Source organism: Falsibacillus pallidus (assembly GCF_003350505.1).
In the GTDB taxonomy this organism is placed as follows: domain Bacteria; phylum Bacillota; class Bacilli; order Bacillales; family DSM-25281; genus Falsibacillus; species Falsibacillus pallidus.
Window position 1 is genome coordinate 39,078 of record NZ_QQAY01000004.1, and the last position, 17,207, is coordinate 56,284.

Genomic DNA, 17,207 nt, shown 5'->3' on the forward strand with positions numbered 1-17,207 from the left:
TAATGGGAAATGAAACGTTATTCAATTCCGGAGGCTCCTTGAATGGAACGATCCGGGTTCCCGGGGATAAATCCATCTCACACAGGTCCATCATGTTCGGGGCTATTTCCCACGGGAAGACCGTCATAGAGAATTTTTTATTCGGAGAAGACTGCATCAGTACCATTGATTGCTTCCGCAAACTTGGTGTGGATATCGAAGTCGGTGAACAAAGAATTGAAGTGAACGGAAAAGGATTTGAGGGACTTCAAGAACCAACGGAGATATTAGATGTAGGAAACTCAGGCACTACTACCAGATTGATGATGGGGATCCTTGCTTCGATGCCTTTCCACTCCGTCATCATAGGGGATGAATCTATTGCACGCAGACCCATGAGCAGGGTGACAAAACCTCTCATTTCAATGGGAGCTAAGATTGATGGAAGAGCAGAAGGTGATTTTACACCCATTTCCATCCGCGGGGGAGCGTTGCAGGCGATTGATTATGCACTCCCTGTAGGAAGCGCTCAGGTGAAATCTGCCATTTTACTGGCTGCTCTTCAATCTGAAGGAAAGACAGTGGTGCGTGAACCAGCTGTCACACGAGATCATACTGAGAGGATGATCAGATTATTTGGAGGAAATGTAGAGACGAATGAAAATATCATCTCCATCCAAGGCTGCCAAACCTTGAAAGGAACTCATATTACAGTTCCGGGCGATATTTCTTCCGCTGCATTCTTCCTGGTTGGTGCAGCTATTACAAAAAACAGTTCCATTAAGCTGGAACATGTTGGACTGAACCCGACTCGTACAGGAATTGTAGATGTACTGGAAATGATGGGTGCCGATTTCGATATTGAATATGATACGGCTGATGAAGGTACCGAGCCCATTGGAGCCATTACAATTAGGGCTTCCGACTTGAAGGGTACAGTCATAGAAGGGGAACTTATCCCGCGATTAATCGATGAAATACCGGTTATTGCTTTACTGGCCACTCAAGCAGAGGGTACAACCATCATCAGAGATGCTGAAGAATTAAAAGTGAAAGAAACAAACCGTATTGATTCAGTCGTTAATGAATTAAAAAAGATGGGTGCAGATATTGAAGCCACTCCCGATGGGATGATCATACGGGGGAAATGCGGCCTTAAGGGAGCTGAAGTGGACAGCCATGGAGACCACAGAATCGGTATGATGCTTGCCATTGCCTCTTTGATTTGCCAAGGAAATATGGAATTGAAGGGAAAAGAAGCGATTCGAGTCTCGTATCCTCAGTTTTTTGAACATATGAATGAATTGACTGATTAATTCAGGCTCTTTTCACGAAAACAGCCCGAATTATAAAACGATATGTCATGTTTTTGCCTTCGCTTTCATAGCTTGTCTTAAGAAAGGAAGAAGGTGAAAACATGACATATGTCATTTCTAATGCCACTCTCCTGCAGAAGGGGGAGCTTAAAGATGCTTCCGTGTTGATAAAAGAGAACAAGATTGCAGCAATAAGAGAAGCCTTTAATTTTGAAAACGCATTGAGGATGGATGTTTCTTCATTTATCCTTGCCCCTACATTCACCATGCTTGATTTTTCGCTTCCAGCCACCGATTTTTTTGCCTTCAAACAGTATATGATTGATCATTTCCTTTCGAAGGGGTGTACAACCATATTATCTCCCTGCGAAATTACACATGAAAGGGATCTGGACACTTCCCTCAAACGACATAGAATGTCTTTGCTTAGTTGTCCAATTGATTATTGCATGGCCATTAAAGTACCCATAAGGAACTTGAGCCCTTCCTTAATGAGAAAATGCAGCCGCTATAAGATTCCATTGATACTCGTTGAGATATCAAATGTACAAGAGATAAAAAGCCTTCCATGGGGTTGGATCAAAGATGCCATGTTTCCTTACAACCCTGTACTTGTACCTTTTTTATCGACGGGACTCGCGAAAAAAGAACAGCAGTCGATAATCAAAAACTGGCAAATTATCTTAAAAAACGAAAAGATCCCACATATTCCGCAAGAAATGATGGAAAAAACACCGATTCTCCCATCGACATTGAAAAAAATTGGCATTTATCCTAAAAGAGGAATATTAGCTATTGGGGGAGAAGTAAGTTATAACTTATTTCCTAAAAGCAGTCTAATTGATAGACCGGACAGCATCTATTATGATATTCTTAGACCTTCTGTAACTGTTTACAGAGACCAATTAGTATATGTGAATGATGATGTGTCCTTCTTTCCCGGCATGGGGAGGGAAGTCAAAATCAATAGACCAGGTTTTTTTGTTTAAACCATTATTTATAAGATAGTTCAAACGTGTGATGAGAAAGGGATGAATTATGCAGTACGCACAAGATATGCTACAACATTTAGATGAAGGCAACTTAACAGAAGCAAAGAAAACGTTTAATATGACTCTCAAAAAAGGAACAGATGAAGAAAAATTCTTTCTTGGTGAAGAACTTTTTCAACTGGGCTTCATGGAAGAGTCAAAGGAGCTGTTTGAATCGCTCCTCTCTCAATACCCTGAAGAGGGTGAACTTAAAGTAATGATTGCCGAGTGCCTTGTGGAAATGGACAAGGAAGAAGAGGCGCTTCATTACTTAGAAAAAATTGAGACGGATGATCCGAATTATCCAAGGGCGCTTTTACTTGCGGCAGACCTTTATCAGATGCAGGGACTTTTTGAAGTAAGTGAACAAAAGCTGCTCAGAGCAAAAGCTATTCTTCCTGAAGAAAACGTCATCAATTTTGCCCTCGGGGAACTTTACAGCGAGCAGGGAAGGTTTTCTGAAGCTGCTGACATGTACTTGTCGCTTTTGAAAGAGAATGTTGAAACGCTTGCCGGGGCGAACATCCATCAGCGGATGGCAGAGGTGCTCAGCGGAGGCGGGGCATTTGAGCAAGCAATGGAGCATTATGAAAAATCAATGGATAGCCAGGTTGAACCTAATACTTTATTCGGTTTTGCCTTTACAGCCTATCAAGCTGGGTTCTATAAAAAATCGATTGATAAATTTACAGAATTGAAAGAGCTTGACCCTGATTATCATTCCCTGTATTTATATCTGGCAAAAGCATATGAACATGAGGAAGAGCTGGAAGAAAGCCTGAACGCGGTATTTGAGGGGATTAAACATGACGAATTCAATAAAGACCTATTCTTCTATGGCGGTAAAATCTCATTAAAATTGGGTGATGAAGAAAAGGCTGAAGAAATGCTAAGAGGAGCGCTTGTACTTGATCCCGACTTCCTTGAAGCAGCTCTTACCCTTAATAAATTGCTTTTGAAACAGGAAAGATATGAAGATGTCCTTGAGATCATTGAAATGATGGAGAAGGATGGGGAAGCAGATCCGCAGTTCATTTGGGATGCTGCGACTTCCAATGCTAAGCTTGAAAGATATTCGGATGCATTAAAATATTACCGCTCAGCATATAATGACTTTAAAACCAACAGCGATTTCCTTGAAGAGTTCGGGTACTTCCTGATTGAAGAAGGACAGTCGGGTGAAGCAGCACAAATTTTCAAATCTCTTTTGTCACATGATCCCGCAAATGAGGAGTACATTTCATTGTTGGAGAGGCTGGAAGAACTTTGATTGGAATGCAAACAGAATCAAATCTGTTTCCTGACCCATTCAAACATCAATTTAAAAATGCTTGATTCATATAGCAGAGGAGGGAATACCATGGCAACCCCTGTTTCTGTCAACGAGAAGAAAGACTTTATCCGGTGGTTCTTAAATCATTATCAATTAAAGAGAAGAGAATGTGTTTGGATATTGAATTATTTGATGAGCCATGATTCTCTCATGGAGAAGGTGCATTTTGTTCAAGATGCACAGTACTGCCCAAAGGGATTGATCATGTCCACTCATTGCGTGGAAGATGCTCCATTCCGATTTTACAAAGAAAATATCATGACCACAGATGCGGAAAAATCATTCCATGACATCCGCCTGAATCGGGAGGAAGAGATATTCATTCAATTGAATTTCCGGTCGTCGCAGGCTTCTCACCAGTATGTTGCAGTATTGGAGGAAAATCCATTTATCCCTAATCCTGTCAGGATAAGCGAAAAAGATAAAGAAGAGGCTGAGGCATTCCTTCATGAGAGCCTTCTAAGCTTCCAAAAGGAAAAACTTCTAATACAAATTGATGAAGCCCTTGATAGACATGATCAGGATTCATTCAAAAGGCTGAGTGAACAATTAAAGAAACTTATAGAGTAGCCCCTTGCTGTTGCAAGGGGAATTTTATTGTCCTTTTTTTGTATTATGGTATTCTAATTTGTAGAGATTAATAATAGGAGTGTTTTCAATGAATTGGAATGCCAAAGATGTAGAAGTGTATTTGAAAGAAAAAAAATTTGTGGATACGGCCGTTGTCCCGTTAATTCCCATCTCTTTTGGGGATGATATGAAGCAAGCGGCCAATCAGGGAGAATTCATTGAATTGCTGTCTCTTCATCTGGAGCGTCAATTCAAGGGCAGGATGATGTTCATGCCTGCATTTTCTTATCTTAGGGATGAGAAAGGAAATCCAAAAGGAAGATTGGGGGATCTGATTGATTTAGAAGAAAGTTTAAAAGAAAACGGTTTCACTTATGTGTTTCATCTTACATCTGATCCAGCATGGAACACTCATGAAAAAGACCTTAACGGGGCTGTTGTATGGCTGCCCTCAGTGCCCCTGGAGCACATGGACGAGCCGTATAAACATTCAATCATGGAAGACCAGGTCAATCAACTTTTGAAAGTTATCGTACAAAAATGGCAAGACATGGGTTAATTCGGGAAATTGTCACATCATTACCAATATATAAATACTAGTATATTGACCTTCCCTGAAGATTGATATATCATAATTATGTCCTAGTTTTATATTTGTGCGAAAAATGTCTGTTGGACTTACCTTACTGATAGAGGGGGGAAAAGGATGAGCAAGCATCGTGTTTCAAGACGTCAATTCCTTAACTATACGCTCACTGGTGTAGGCGGTTTCATGGCTGCGGGAATGTTAATGCCGATGATTCGTTTTGCAATCGATCCTGTTTTGGAAGCTGAAGCAGGCGGAGATTTCCATGCGACGAAAGAAAAAGTAAGTGAATTGACCAGTGAACCTACTCGTGTTGACTTCAAGTTTGAACAAAAAGATGCATGGTACACATCTGATGTAACTCATACAGCTTGGGTTTATAAGGACAAGGATGGGAAAATTGTTGCGTTGTCGCCGGTTTGTAAGCATTTAGGGTGTACAGTCAGCTGGAATGGCAATAAAGATTTTCCAAATCAGTTCTACTGCCCGTGCCACGGTGGACGTTACGAGAAAACAGGTAAGAATATTCCGGGTACACCGCCGACTGCACCATTGGATACATATCCAACAAAGGTCAAAGACGGCTTCTTGTATCTAGGAAAACCTGAACCAAATAAGATCGTGAAGTAAAGGAGGCGTAATTCGTGCTGAACAAAATTTATGATTGGGTTGATGAGCGTTTAGACATTACGCCTTTGTGGCGGGACATTGCTGACCACGAAGTACCGGAACACGTAAACCCTGCGCATCATTTTTCTGCGTTCGTATACTGCTTCGGTGGTTTAACATTCTTCGTAACAGTAATTCAGATTTTATCTGGTATGTTCTTGACAATGTACTACGTTCCAGATATTAAAAACGCTTGGGAATCGGTTTATTATCTTCAAAATGAAGTTGCTTTTGGACAAATTGTCCGTGGTATGCATCACTGGGGTGCCAGCCTTGTAATTGTTATGATTTTCTTACATACATTACGTGTATTCTTCCAAGGCGCTTATAAGAAACCTCGTGAACTTAACTGGATCGTCGGAGTTCTGATTTTCTTCGTTATGTTGGGATTAGGATTCACTGGCTATTTATTGCCTTGGGATATGAAAGCGCTATTTGCGACAAAAGTAGGTTTGCAAATCGCAGAATCCACACCGTTAATCGGTAAGGCAGTCAAGATATTGCTTGCTGGTCATTCGGATATCGTCGGAGCTCAGACATTGACTCGTTTCTTCGCTATCCACGTGTTCTTCCTGCCTGCAGCGCTGCTAGGATTAATGGGAGCCCACTTCTTGATGATCCGCAAACAAGGTATTTCAGGTCCACTGTAAACCGAAAAATCAGCGGATCATTCGAAATCATTTATTATTGAAGGAGGGGACATCATGCATCGTGGAAAAGGGATGAAATTTGTAGGTGACTCACGTGTCCCTGCAGTTCGCAAGCCTAATATTCCTAAGGACTATTCTGAGTATCCTGGGAAGACTGAAGCTTTCTGGCCAAACTTTTTGCTTAAGGAATGGCTTGTCGGTGCAGTATTCTTAATCGGCTACTTATGTTTGACAGTAGCGCATCCATCGCCGCTGGAACGTATTGCTGATCCAACTGATACAGGATATATTCCATTGCCTGACTGGTATTTCTTATTCTTATACCAATTATTGAAGTATTCTTATGCTTCAGGTCCATACAATGTAATCGGAGGATTCGTTATCCCTGGTCTTGCATTTGGCGGACTTTTATTGGCGCCATTCTTGGATCGAAGCACAAAGCGCCGTCCGACTCAACGTCCATTGGCAACAGGCTTCATGCTTCTTGCCTTGGCGGCATCTGTATTCTTGACTTGGCAGGCTGTTGCTCATCACGACTGGAAGAAAGCGGAAGAGCAAGGGAAAATCGTTGCCCAAGTCGATATTGACAAAAATGACGCCGGCTATAAACAATTCCAGAAAAACGGATGTATCAACTGTCATGGTGAAAACTTGCAAGGTGGAGCAGGCCCAAGCTTGATTGATACTGGCTTGAAGGCTGAAGAAATTGCAAAAATCGCTAAGAACGGTAAACCGCCTGGAATGCCAGCTGGAATCTTCAAAGGTTCAGATGAAGAGCTTAAACAATTGAGCGAATTCATTGCTAACTTAAAGAGCAAATAATAACAACTAAAAGCTGGCATTTTGCCAGCTTTTTTTTGCAGATTATTGTTGATTTAAACTTAGGGGTGTAGAAGATGAAATGGATTTATTTAGTATTGGCAGATAAGCGCTTCCTATGGCTGCTATTCATTGTTAATTTATTCGGGACTATATATGGGTATATTTGGTATGAAGGTCAATTGAAACAAACGCCTGATATTTTCTTGATTTTTGTTCCGGACAGTCCTACGGCTACTTTATTCTTTGTATTTGTCTTGGCTGCGTTCTTAATGAATAAAAATTTTCCCATTATGGAGTCCCTTGCCATTGTCACACTTTTTAAATACGGAATTTGGGCAGTTGTAATGAATATTTGGACATATGAAGTAACGGGAGATTTGCCTTGGACAGGCTACATGCTAATGATTTCCCATGGTGCAATGGCCCTTCAGGGTCTTTTATATGCACCTTTTTATAGGATTAAATTAAGACATCTAGTTATAGCAGCAGTATGGACACTCCATAATGATGTAATAGACTATGTGTTTATGCAATATCCAAAATATGGGGCGTTGTATTTGTATGTTCGGGAAATCGGCTACTTTACATTTTGGCTCAGTATAGCTGCCCTTGCAATTACGTATTATTTAGGTATGAGAAAGAATCGTTTTGCACTTCCTTTGATAAATAATTAATGACCTAAAGGTATAACCTTGTCCCTCCATTCATACATTTTATTAGAAGTTTGAGGGGGGACAAGTATGAAAATGAAACTTTTGTTATTTTCAATAGCAGCATCCATCATTTTATTTTCAGCCACACACTTTGCCAATGCAGAGTCGCCGAATACATTATCGAAACTGGATAAAATTGCTGATCAAAGTTTACAGCTCGCAAAAGCTGGTAAGCTGCAGGATTCAGAACAGATGATGAAATATTTTTCAAAACAGCTGACTGATTTCGAGATGAAGGAACGACCTTTTTCCATGGATGAAATGACTGTGCTAACAGTTTCATATAATCAAGCATTGAAGGCCATTGAGTCAGATGATATCAGTGCCCCGGAACGGTTGAGGGATATGACTGCCTTCAGACTGGTTGTGGATGCATTGAATTCCCAATACCAGCCAATGTGGTCTGAAATGGAATCAAAAATCATGACGGCATTCAATGGTGTAAAAGAGGCTGCAGAAAAAGGAAGCCAAGACGACTACCACTATAAATTGAATACATTTCTTTCGCAGTACGCAACTATCCAGCCCAGCCTCAAAGTAGATATCTCCCCAGAAAGACTTCAGAAAATAGACGCAAAAATCACTTATATCGATCAATATCGTGACATAAGAAGCAATTCTGATCAATTGACAGAACTTGCTTTGCTTCAGACGGATTTGAACGATCTATTCAGTCTGGTGAATAAAGATGAAGCAGATCCATCGCTATGGTGGGTAATGCTTTCTACAGGTGGAATCATTATTTTTACATTATCTTATGTAGGATGGAGAAAATATAAAGGTCAAAATGAAGAAAAACAGACAAAAGAGGGGAATGATTGACGTTTGTGTCCTTTCTCTATAAAATATTCCTAATACATCTAGAATGGAGGTTCTTTATGGGAGGAATATTGATTTATTTCCTACTGATTGCCCTCGTTCCCCTATGGGCTCAGATGAGAGTGAAAAGCGCATATCAAAAATACTCTAAAGTTGCCTCTTCAAATGGTTATTCTGGTGCGGAGGTAGCCAGGAGGATTTTGGATCAAAATGGACTTTTTCATGTAAAGGTGCTGGAGACACGAGGGATGTTGAGCGATCACTATAACCCGATGTCAAAAACAGTGCATCTTTCTTCCAATAATTATCATGGACATTCCATTGCGGGCGCTGCCATTGCCGCACATGAAGTGGGTCATGCCATTCAAGATAAAGAGAATTACTCCTTCTTGAAAATTCGGCATGCAATTGTACCCGTTGCCAATATTGGCAGTAATTTTGCATGGATATTGCTGTTGATTGGCATATTCACTCAATTGAGCGGTATGTTCCTCTTAGGTATCATATTGATGTCTGCCGGAGTCATTTTTCAACTTGTGACACTCCCTGTGGAATTTAATGCTTCTTCACGGGCGATGGATCAAGTTGTTTCATTGGGGCTGATCCGGAATAATGAAGAGAGACAAGCCAAGAAAGTTTTGAATGCAGCTGCCCTGACCTATGTTGCGGCAGCGGCGGTAGCCATCATTGAACTATTGAGGCTGATATTGATCTATACCGGAATGCAAAGAAATAATTAATTGGAAAATGGAAAAAAGGACTTGCTTGAAATTAATCAAGCAAGTCCTTTTTATCATAATAAGTATAAAGATTCAGAGTTAAGTTCTGTCCAGCTCCAGCGCCTAGCCCCTCGAGTCATAAGCCGCACCTCTACGGAAATCAGGATTTCCTTCGAGTTCCGTCTTATGCTGGTCGGGGCTGATTCAGGCGCTTGCTCTTTTCTTATGAAATTCTATATTTCTAATGGATTTTTGTTTTCATCCAATGTGAATCCTTCTCCCAAAACATCGTGTACAAATGTTACGGAAACAAAGGCGTGTGGATCATAGTAGGCTATGATATTTTTGAGTCTGACGATTTCATTCTTCCCTACAACACAATATAGTACTTCTCTATCTTGCTTTGTAAATGATCCGTGTCCTCGAAGTACAGTAACCCCTCGATCCATTTCTTTCATGATTTTGTCTGCAATTTTTTCGTGGTGTTCTGAAATGATCATGGCTCCCCTTGCAGAATAGGCGCCTTCCTGAATGAAGTCTATTACCCTTGCCCCTACAAAAACAGCTACTAAAGTGTACATCCCTTCTCTAGGATGCAAATAGGTGATGAGGGATAAAGTAATAACGATAGCATCAAACATAAACATGGTTTTTCCCATGCTCCAGCCATTATATTTATGAACCAGCCGGGCAATGATATCAACGCCGCCGGTTGTCCCGCCGTAGCGGAATATGATACCGATTCCTATTCCGATAAAGACGCCGGCGAAGAGTGCTGCTAAAAACAAATCCCCATCCAGCGGAATGTTAAATTGATAGCGCTGGAATATCCATAAGAAAAGAGAGACTCCGACTGTTCCGATGATAGTATAAATGAAGGAATTTCGACCAAGGAACTTCCACCCTATGAAAAATAAAGGAACATTCAACACAAGGTTTGAGATTGAAGGGTCAATTTTAAATAAGAAGTACAAAAGTAATGTGATACCGGTAAAGCCGCCTTCTGCGAGATTGTTCTGCATGTTAAAGTGTACAAGTCCGAATGCAAAGATAGCTGAACCCAACAATATGAAAAAAGTGTTTTTTAATTTAATGCCAGCGAGCATGATATCCCTCCTGTTCAAGAAACTACGCACAGCGTCATCTATTATATAAGATGCCATGTAAACAAGCAATAAAGCCTTGTCATTCCAATAATATTTATTATTTGTAAAAGACTGAGGATTTAGCTAACATGTAGATATTGATGCATAATAATTCGGAAGCAGCAGGGATCAAGGGTTTTTGAAGGGAGTCAAGTACGATGGAAGAAAAACAAGAGAAGACGATACAGATGCTTCAGCAAGAAGTTGATCAATATATTGGGCAATTCAAGGAAGGGTATTTCAGCCCCTTGGCCATGATGGCAAGATTGACAGAAGAGCTGGGAGAACTGGCCAGAGAAATAAATCACTATTACGGTGAAAAGCCCAAGAAAAGTACAGAAAAAGAAAATACGGTCGAAGAGGAATTAGGCGATCTGCTGTTCGTATTAATTTGTCTTGCGAACTCTCTTGATATCGACATGCAGGAAGCCCATGACCGTGTACTACATAAATTTAACACGAGAGATAAAGATCGATGGACAAGGAAGAATGAAGGAAGCGAGGAAAAATAGATGAAAACAATCAAAGTAGCCATTGCAGGACCACGTGGAAGAATGGGGAAGGAAGCGGTCGCCCTTGCTTCAAATGAGGAATCGTTTGAATTAGTCAGCGCATTGGATCATAAGAATGAGGGGAAGAACCTAAGCGATCTTGGTTTCACTGACGTAGATGCCACAGTATTTACAGATATTGAACAATGCCTCATCGAAAGTAAACCAGATGTTTTAATCGACCTGACGACTCCTGAAGTGGGATTTAAACATGCGAAAACGGCATTATTGAATGGTGTCAGGCCAGTGGTTGGGACAACTGGATTCACTAAAGAGCAGCTGGATGAACTTAAACAGATGGCAGAAGAAAAAGGATTGGGCTGCATCATCGCCCCCAATTTTGCCATTGGCGCCGTTCTGATGATGAAATTTTCACAAATGGCTGCCAAGTACTTCTCTGACGTAGAAATTATTGAAATGCATCATGACCAGAAGCTCGATGCACCGTCTGGGACAGCAGTCAAAACAGCTGAGATGATTAATGAAAATCGCGAAAATAAATCCCAGGGACATCCGAATGAAAAAGAAACGATGGCTGGTGCACGTGGAGCTGATCTTGATGGAATGCATATCCATAGTGTCAGGCTGCCTGGTCTTATCGCACATCAGCAAGTATTGTTCGGGGCGGATGGACAGACGTTGACCATCAGGCATGATTCGTATAATCGACAATCTTTCATGTCAGGTGTCAAAGTGAGTGTCGAAACAGTCATGAAACTCGATACTCTTGTCTATGGATTGGAAAATATTCTTGACTAAGGAGATAGTTATGAAAATTGCGATCATTGCCCATGATAAGAAAAAAGATGAGATGGCCCGATTTGTGATTGCATATAAGCATATTTTTGCTTTGCATCAAATTTTTGCAACGGGGACGACCGGACTTCGAATACAAAAAGAAACGGGATTAAAGGTTACCAGGTTTCAATCTGGTCCCCTTGGAGGCGATCAGCAAATAGGAGCACTCATTGCCCAAAATGAAATGGATCTTGTCATCTTCTTCCGTGATCCTCTTACTGCACAGCCTCATGAACCTGATGTTTCTGCACTTATCCGATTATGTGACGTGTACGACGTCCCATTGGCGACAAATATGGGAACGGCAGAGGTTTTAGTGAGAGGTCTTGTCAATGGAGATCTTGATTGGAGAACGATCATCAAGGATCGGAAGGAGTGAAATGATCTTATGGAAAATTATGAAACAGACATCCTTGCATTTGGTGCCCACTCAGATGACGTAGAAATAGGGATGGGCGGAATGATTGCTAAACTTTCTGCAGAAGGGAAAAAGGTCGTGATATGTGATTTGACAGAAGCTGACCTTTCTTCAAATGGAACGGTAGAATCGAGGAAACAGGAAGCTGAGGAAGCAGCAGCTATATTAGGTGCATCACATAGACTGAATCTTGGAATTGCCGACAGGGGCATTTACATAACACATGAAAATATAAAAAAGGCTGCAGAAGTCATAAGGAAATATAAACCCCGGCTTATCTTTGCCCCTTATTGGGAAGACCGCCACCCGGATCATGGAAATTGTGCGAAATTGGTGGAGGAAGCCACTTTTTCTTCAGGGATTCGAAAGTTTGAGACTGTTGAATCGAATACTCCACATAGAGCGGAAGCCCTATATTTTTATATGATTAACGGCTTCCATCAACCGGATTTTGTCTATGACATTTCTTCATATATAGAGAAGAAGATTCTTTCTCTTAAAGCATATGATAGTCAGTTCAACCTCGGTGAAGGCAGGGTCTCTACTCCATTGACAACTGGATATATCGAAAGTGTAGAAGCAAGGGAAAGGCTGTTTGGCAAACAAGCAGGGGTTGCTTTTGCAGAAGGTTTCAAGTCCAAGAAGCCGCTGCTGCTTGAGAAAGATTTGATAGGTGATGCATTATGAAATTGAAAATAGGGATAACATGCTATCCGACTGTAGGCGGGTCTGGCGTAGTGGCAACAGAATTAGGGAAGCAGCTTGCAGAGAAGGGGCACGAAATCCATTTCATTTCTTCCAGCATGCCTTTCCGTTTAAATAAGATGTATCACAATATCTTTTATCATCAGGTTGAAGTCAACCAATATTCAGTCTTTCAATATCCACCATATGATATTGCCCTTGCCAATAAAATGGCTGATGTGGCCAAAAGGGAAAAGCTGGATATCCTTCATGTGCACTATGCCATTCCCCATGCTGTTTGCGCCATATTGGGAAAACAAATGAGCGGGATGGATCTGAAGATTGTCACTACCCTCCATGGAACAGATATTACTGTCCTTGGATATGATCCATCACTTACAGGTGCCATACGGTTCGGGATTGAAAAATCAGATGCTGTAACAGCCGTTTCTGATGCACTGGTTAAACAGACCCATGAATTGATCAGTCCGAATAAAGAAATCGAAACGGTCTACAATTTTATAGATGATAGGATATATAAACGGCATGATGCGGAGCACCTTAAACAGGAATATGGGATTAAACCGGATGAAAAAGTGGTTATACATGTCTCTAATTTCCGAGCGGTAAAAAGAGTTTCAGATGTCGTTCGGGTTTTTTCCAATATCGAGAAGAATATGCCTGCAAAATTATTGCTGGTAGGGGATGGACCGGAAATGACGGTCATCTGCAAACTCGTCAAAGAACTTGGAATCCAGGATAAGGTACTGTTTTTAGGCAAACAGGATAACTTAGAAGAACTATATTCTATAAGCGACTTAAAGCTGCTCCTTTCACAAAAGGAAAGCTTTGGTCTTGTAGCATTGGAAGCAATGGCATGTGGAGTGCCTTGTATTGGTACGGACGTAGGTGGAATTCCAGAAGTAATAGCAAATGATGTGAATGGCTTCATATGTCCGCTTGGCGATATCGATACGATTTCAGATAAGGCAATTGAACTCTTAACAGATGAAGAACTTTTTGCACGATTCAGTAAAGCAGCTGTTGAAAGTGCACTTGGAAATTTCCGATCTGAAAAAATAGTAAAGCATTATGAAGAAATCTATTATAAAGTGCTGGCAAAATAAAAAGGGGATTACTGATGATTGAACCATTCAAAAAAGCACTGCCGGTCCTGAATCGGATTGAAGAAGCAGGCTATGAAGCTTATTTTGTCGGCGGTGCCGTTCGGGACTATCTGATCAAAAGGGAAATACATGATGTCGATATTGCAACTTCCGCATTCCCGGAAGAAATCAAAGGCATTTTTAAAAGTACGGTGGATGTGGGCATTGAACATGGAACTGTTCTGGTGATTGAAAAAGGGGAACCCTATGAGATTACTACATTTCGAACGGAATCTGAGTATAAAGATTATCGGCGTCCGGATAAAGTGACATTTATTCGCTCCCTTGATAAAGATCTGGAACGCAGGGATTTTACAATGAATGCAATGGCCATGGATGCAAGGGGAGCAATCATTGATCCTTTCCACGGAAAAGGTGCAATTGAAAAAAGAATGATTCAGACTGTTGGAAGTGCGGACGATCGTTTTACGGAGGATGCCCTGAGAATATTGAGGGCTGTACGATTTGCAGGTCAGCTTGGTTTTAGACTGGAGAAACAAACCCAAGCAGCATTGGGCAGGCATGCTCATCTATTAGAGCATATTGCCATTGAAAGAATTTTGTCTGAATTTGAGAAGCTGTTAAATGGTAAAAGCAAAAAAGAATCGATCCAGTTGTTGACAGAAGCGAAAATACACCATTATTTGCCGGGGCTTTCAGATAAGGGCACTGCTATAAATGAAATAGCAAAAGCCGATATTAACTCTTTAACCTCCAATCAAATGTGGCTCTTCCTTTTATTTATATTGGAAGAGCCTGCTCCACAGGAATTCCTTAAACGTTGGAAGATGCCATTGAAGAAAATTAAATATCTTACAAAATCCCTTCAAATCCTCAGAAACCGGGCGAAAAGGGAATGGGAGCTGCTGGATTTATATGAGGCAGGGATTCAGTCTGCCATTGATGTAGAAATCATATACAGTGTTATCAAAAATCAAAAATCGGAATCGAAAATAATGGAAAATGAAATGAAACGACGATTTGAATTGCTGCCTATTCAAGAGCGCGGTGATTTAGACGTCACAGGAAACGATTTGATGATTTGGCGTGGGCAGGCAGGGGGACCCTGGATCAAGGAAGAATTGCAGAAAATTGAGCATGCGGTACTCAATGGAATTGTAAAGAATGAAAAAGCGATAATTAAGGAGTGGCTGGAATCGTGGAATCGCCGATAAGAAAGAAAATGCTTCAGGCATTCTCGGAATCTGATGGAGAATTTGTTTCAGGCCAAGCCCTGGCAGATTTTTTAGGATGCACGAGAACGGCTGTCTGGAAGCATATTGAAGAACTCAGGAGAGAAGGATTCGAGCTGGAGGCCGTTCGCAGAAAAGGCTACAGGATACTCCATGCACCTGACAAAGTGACAGAAAATGAGATTCGCTACGGATTGAATACAAAAAATCTTGGCCAGACCATTTATTATCAGGAATCCATTGATTCTACTCAAAAAAAAGCTCATCAATTGGCCTATGATAATTGTCCGGAGGGGACGCTTGTTATTGCAGAGGAACAGACAAGTGGAAGGGGAAGGATGACAAGGTCATGGCATTCCCCAAAGTATTCCGGCATATGGATGAGCATCATCCTCAGGCCAAATCTGCCTCCTCAGCAGGCGCCGCAGTTCACATTGCTGGCAGCTGTCGCTGTCGTTCAGGCATTGGAGGAAGTATGTGGGTTAAACCCGGAGATCAAATGGCCAAATGACATTTTAATAAACGGGAAGAAAGTAACGGGCATATTGACAGAACTCCAAGCAGAATCAGATAAAATCAATTCAATCATAATCGGCATCGGAATGAATGTGAATTCGAAGCAAGAAGACTTTCCAGAGGAATTGCAGAAAATCGCAACTTCAGTTGCAATCGAAAAAGGGAAAATCGTTTCACGGTCGAGCATTATCCAAAAAATCCTGGAAAAGCTTGAATTATATTATCATTTGTACATGGAAAAAGGTTTTGGGCCCATCAAACTGCTTTGGGAGGGCTATGCAATCAGTATCGGAAGAGAAATCATAGCCAGAACGATAACAGGTACGATTGAAGGAAAAGCAATTGGAATTACAAATGATGGAGTGCTGAAAATTGAGGATTCTTCAGGCCGAATACACGAGATTTACTCAGCTGATATTGAAATTCAAGGAAATAGTTGATAGTCATAAACTCAAACTTCTGATATAATTTTTTTGGGCAGTATCATTTCATATGAGCTGCACCTTTAAGCAATTCGTTTTAAAACCAAAAAGTGAATAGTTCTGCCTTGATCTTTCATGACGGGGACAGAGGGTCGAAACAGATGATGAACAAGCACTAAGGGTCCTTCTGCCTATTTGGAGGGCCCTTTTTTTATGAAATACAAGTCATTCATTTGCTTTTCGTCTCCTCTATTAAAAAAGGAGGAATGGAAATGAAAAAGACGACTGATTTTTTGGCAATGAAAGAAAATGGAGAAAAGATCGCAATGCTTACAGCCTACGATTACCCATCTGCCAAATTGGCTGAAGAAGCGGGGATGGACATGATTCTCGTAGGGGATTCTTTGGGGATGGTTGTTCTTGGGTATGATTCAACGGTTCCGGTCACTTTGGATGATATGATTCACCATACGAAAGCTGTCAAAAGGGGAGCGAAGGATACGTTTATTGTCGCGGATATGCCGTTCATGACCTATCATTTGAATAGAGAAGAAACCATCAAGTCTGCAGCAGCGCTGATGCAGCAGGCTGGAGCCCATGCAGTCAAAGTAGAGGGTGGCGACCATGTGATTGACATGATCCACTATATGACATCCAGCGGCATTCCCGTGGTGGCTCACTTAGGATTGACTCCTCAAACAGCCGGTGTTCTAGGAGGCTATAAAGTTCAAGGGAAAACGGCTGATGCAGCTGAAAAATTATTGAATGATGCCTTGAAATGTGAACAGGCTGGAGCCTTTGCACTTGTCCTTGAATGCATTCCAAAACAGCTTGCCCAAAAAATAGCAGCTGCATTGAAAATACCGGTGATTGGAATTGGTGCAGGACTTGAAACAGATGGACAGGTGCTGGTATTCCATGATGTTGTTACATTTGGGGTCGAGCGAGTCCCTAAATTCGTGAAGCAATACGCAAATATCAACGAAAGCATCTTGAACGGCCTTCAACAATATGTAAAAGAAGTAAAGGATTGCGCCTTTCCTGAGGAGCGTCATACCTTCACAATGAAACAGGAAGAGCTGGCTGCACTTTATGGGGGGAAGTAAA

20 protein-coding genes are annotated in these 17,207 nt (G+C 41.3%); 19 read left to right on the top strand and 1 reads right to left on the bottom strand.

The window, feature by feature from the left end:
* The first annotated feature begins 2 nt into the window (after positions 1 to 2).
* The 11 genes from aroA to DFR59_RS09165 all read left to right on the top strand — a co-directional run bounded on the left by aroA (position 3) and on the right by DFR59_RS09165 (position 9,228).
* A complete protein-coding gene (aroA, locus tag DFR59_RS09115; protein WP_114745322.1) occupies positions 3 to 1,295 on the top strand; it encodes a 3-phosphoshikimate 1-carboxyvinyltransferase in 1,293 nt (430 codons plus the stop codon).
* Between the two features lie 101 nt (positions 1,296 to 1,396).
* Positions 1,397 to 2,284 carry a hypothetical protein gene (locus DFR59_RS09120; RefSeq protein WP_114745323.1) on the top strand — a complete coding sequence of 296 codons (888 nt, stop codon included), beginning with the start codon at positions 1,397 to 1,399 and terminating at the stop codon, positions 2,282 to 2,284.
* Positions 2,285 to 2,333: 49 nt separating this feature from the next.
* Entirely contained in the window at positions 2,334 to 3,596 is a 1,263-nt protein-coding gene (locus DFR59_RS09125) for a tetratricopeptide repeat protein (protein ID WP_114745324.1), read from the top strand.
* A gap of 90 nt (positions 3,597 to 3,686) precedes the next feature.
* Positions 3,687 to 4,229, top strand: a complete 543-nt coding sequence (locus DFR59_RS09130) for a ReoY family proteolytic degradation factor (RefSeq protein WP_114745325.1) — start codon at positions 3,687 to 3,689, stop codon at positions 4,227 to 4,229.
* Between the two features lie 88 nt (positions 4,230 to 4,317).
* Entirely contained in the window at positions 4,318 to 4,788 is a 471-nt protein-coding gene (locus DFR59_RS09135) for a YpiF family protein (RefSeq protein ID WP_114745326.1), read from the top strand.
* A gap of 147 nt (positions 4,789 to 4,935) precedes the next feature.
* Positions 4,936 to 5,445: a Rieske (2Fe-2S) protein gene (locus DFR59_RS09140; protein WP_114745327.1), complete on the top strand. Its 510-nt coding sequence runs from the start codon at positions 4,936 to 4,938 to the stop codon at positions 5,443 to 5,445.
* Positions 5,446 to 5,459: 14 nt separating this feature from the next.
* Complete coding sequence (gene qcrB / locus DFR59_RS09145; protein WP_114745328.1) at positions 5,460 to 6,134, top strand: menaquinol-cytochrome c reductase cytochrome b subunit; 675 nt, start codon at positions 5,460 to 5,462, stop codon at positions 6,132 to 6,134.
* 54 nt (positions 6,135 to 6,188) lie between these two features.
* Positions 6,189 to 6,956, top strand: coding sequence for a menaquinol-cytochrome c reductase cytochrome b/c subunit (locus tag DFR59_RS09150; protein WP_114745329.1), 768 nt, complete (start codon positions 6,189 to 6,191; stop codon positions 6,954 to 6,956).
* Positions 6,957 to 7,030: 74 nt separating this feature from the next.
* Positions 7,031 to 7,630 (top strand): lipoprotein heptaprenylglyceryl N-acetyltransferase LhaT, encoded by a 600-nt coding sequence (gene lhaT / locus DFR59_RS09155; RefSeq protein ID WP_114745330.1) that lies wholly within the window; start codon positions 7,031 to 7,033, stop codon positions 7,628 to 7,630.
* 66 nt (positions 7,631 to 7,696) lie between these two features.
* Positions 7,697 to 8,491 carry a sporulation protein YpjB gene (ypjB, locus tag DFR59_RS09160; RefSeq protein WP_114745331.1) on the top strand — a complete coding sequence of 265 codons (795 nt, stop codon included), beginning with the start codon at positions 7,697 to 7,699 and terminating at the stop codon, positions 8,489 to 8,491.
* A gap of 56 nt (positions 8,492 to 8,547) precedes the next feature.
* Positions 8,548 to 9,228, top strand: a complete 681-nt coding sequence (locus DFR59_RS09165) for a zinc metallopeptidase (RefSeq protein ID WP_114745332.1) — start codon at positions 8,548 to 8,550, stop codon at positions 9,226 to 9,228.
* 212 nt (positions 9,229 to 9,440) lie between these two features.
* Here DFR59_RS09165 and DFR59_RS09170 read toward each other — a convergent pair whose 3' ends face one another.
* Positions 9,441 to 10,313, bottom strand: a complete 873-nt coding sequence (locus tag DFR59_RS09170) for a YitT family protein (RefSeq protein WP_114745333.1) — start codon at positions 10,311 to 10,313, stop codon at positions 9,441 to 9,443.
* Between the two features lie 197 nt (positions 10,314 to 10,510).
* On the opposite strand from DFR59_RS09170, the gene DFR59_RS09175 reads away from it, so the two are divergent.
* From DFR59_RS09175 to panB, 8 genes are all read left to right on the top strand, one after another.
* On the top strand, positions 10,511 to 10,864 hold the full coding sequence (locus DFR59_RS09175; RefSeq protein WP_114745334.1) for a nucleotide pyrophosphohydrolase: 354 nt from the start codon (positions 10,511 to 10,513) through the stop codon (positions 10,862 to 10,864).
* On the top strand, positions 10,865 to 11,662 hold the full coding sequence (gene dapB, locus DFR59_RS09180; RefSeq protein ID WP_114745335.1) for a 4-hydroxy-tetrahydrodipicolinate reductase: 798 nt from the start codon (positions 10,865 to 10,867) through the stop codon (positions 11,660 to 11,662).
* 10 nt (positions 11,663 to 11,672) lie between these two features.
* A complete protein-coding gene (mgsA, locus tag DFR59_RS09185; protein WP_114745336.1) occupies positions 11,673 to 12,080 on the top strand; it encodes a methylglyoxal synthase in 408 nt (135 codons plus the stop codon).
* Positions 12,081 to 12,089: 9 nt separating this feature from the next.
* Entirely contained in the window at positions 12,090 to 12,806 is a 717-nt protein-coding gene (gene bshB1 / locus DFR59_RS09190; RefSeq protein WP_114745337.1) for a bacillithiol biosynthesis deacetylase BshB1, read from the top strand.
* Entirely contained in the window at positions 12,803 to 13,930 is a 1,128-nt protein-coding gene (bshA, locus tag DFR59_RS09195) for an N-acetyl-alpha-D-glucosaminyl L-malate synthase BshA (RefSeq protein ID WP_114745338.1), read from the top strand. The genes bshB1 and bshA overlap by 4 nt, the downstream gene beginning before the upstream one ends.
* Positions 13,931 to 13,944: 14 nt before the next feature.
* The gene (locus DFR59_RS09200) at positions 13,945 to 15,144 is read left to right on the top strand and encodes a CCA tRNA nucleotidyltransferase (RefSeq protein ID WP_114745339.1); all 1,200 of its coding nucleotides are present in this window, start codon (positions 13,945 to 13,947) and stop codon (positions 15,142 to 15,144) included.
* Positions 15,129 to 16,118 (top strand): biotin--[acetyl-CoA-carboxylase] ligase, encoded by a 990-nt coding sequence (locus tag DFR59_RS09205; protein ID WP_114745340.1) that lies wholly within the window; start codon positions 15,129 to 15,131, stop codon positions 16,116 to 16,118. The genes DFR59_RS09200 and DFR59_RS09205 overlap by 16 nt, the downstream gene beginning before the upstream one ends.
* Before the next feature lie 254 nt (positions 16,119 to 16,372).
* On the top strand, positions 16,373 to 17,206 hold the full coding sequence (panB, locus tag DFR59_RS09210; RefSeq protein ID WP_114745341.1) for a 3-methyl-2-oxobutanoate hydroxymethyltransferase: 834 nt from the start codon (positions 16,373 to 16,375) through the stop codon (positions 17,204 to 17,206).
* Position 17,207 lies beyond the last annotated feature (1 nt).